The following is a 536-nucleotide window of genomic DNA, read 5'->3' on the forward strand; positions in this document are numbered from 1 at the left end:
CCCAGATTGAGGTCCGGCAGCCGGCCTTCGAACAGGAACGGCACCACGCCTTTGATGGAGTGCCCTTCCCACAGCCCGGCGCGGCCATGCTGCGCATGGATGCGTTGCAGTTCGCCCGCCAGCGCGCGGTGGTACGGGCGCCAGTAGCGCTCGACGCGTTCGGCCACCTCGGCTTCGTCGGGGTCCTGACCGTCGCGATAGACCGGTTCGCCGCTGAACTGCACATGCGGACACAGGCCGGTGGTGTTCTGCCCAGGATACAGGGACACATCGTCCGGTGGACGGTTGAGGTCGATCACGTAACGCGAATAGTGGGGAACGATCATCGAAGCGCAAAAAAAAAAAAACAACGGACAGAATACCAAACAAATGCGAATCCATAGAGCCACACATTTATAAAACACTCATAATCTATGAATAAACCACTCCGACAGAAGCTAGATATAGCATAACGGTGATTATGATTATACACGATGATCTATCAGAAGAGATACCGCACATGACAGTGAGGAGTACTACACCAACTAGACACAACA

At 54.5% G+C, this 536-nt stretch carries 1 protein-coding gene; it reads right to left on the reverse strand.

The window, feature by feature from the left end; translation table 11 throughout:
• The coding region (locus tag CSC65_RS16080) for an N-formylglutamate amidohydrolase (RefSeq protein ID WP_202922918.1) at window positions 1-326 on the reverse strand (326 nt) is incomplete at its 3' end.
• Window positions 327-536 lie beyond the last annotated feature (210 nt).

The sequence above is a fragment of the Pseudoxanthomonas daejeonensis genome, assembly GCF_010093205.1.
Classification (GTDB): domain Bacteria; phylum Pseudomonadota; class Gammaproteobacteria; order Xanthomonadales; family Xanthomonadaceae; genus Pseudoxanthomonas; species Pseudoxanthomonas daejeonensis.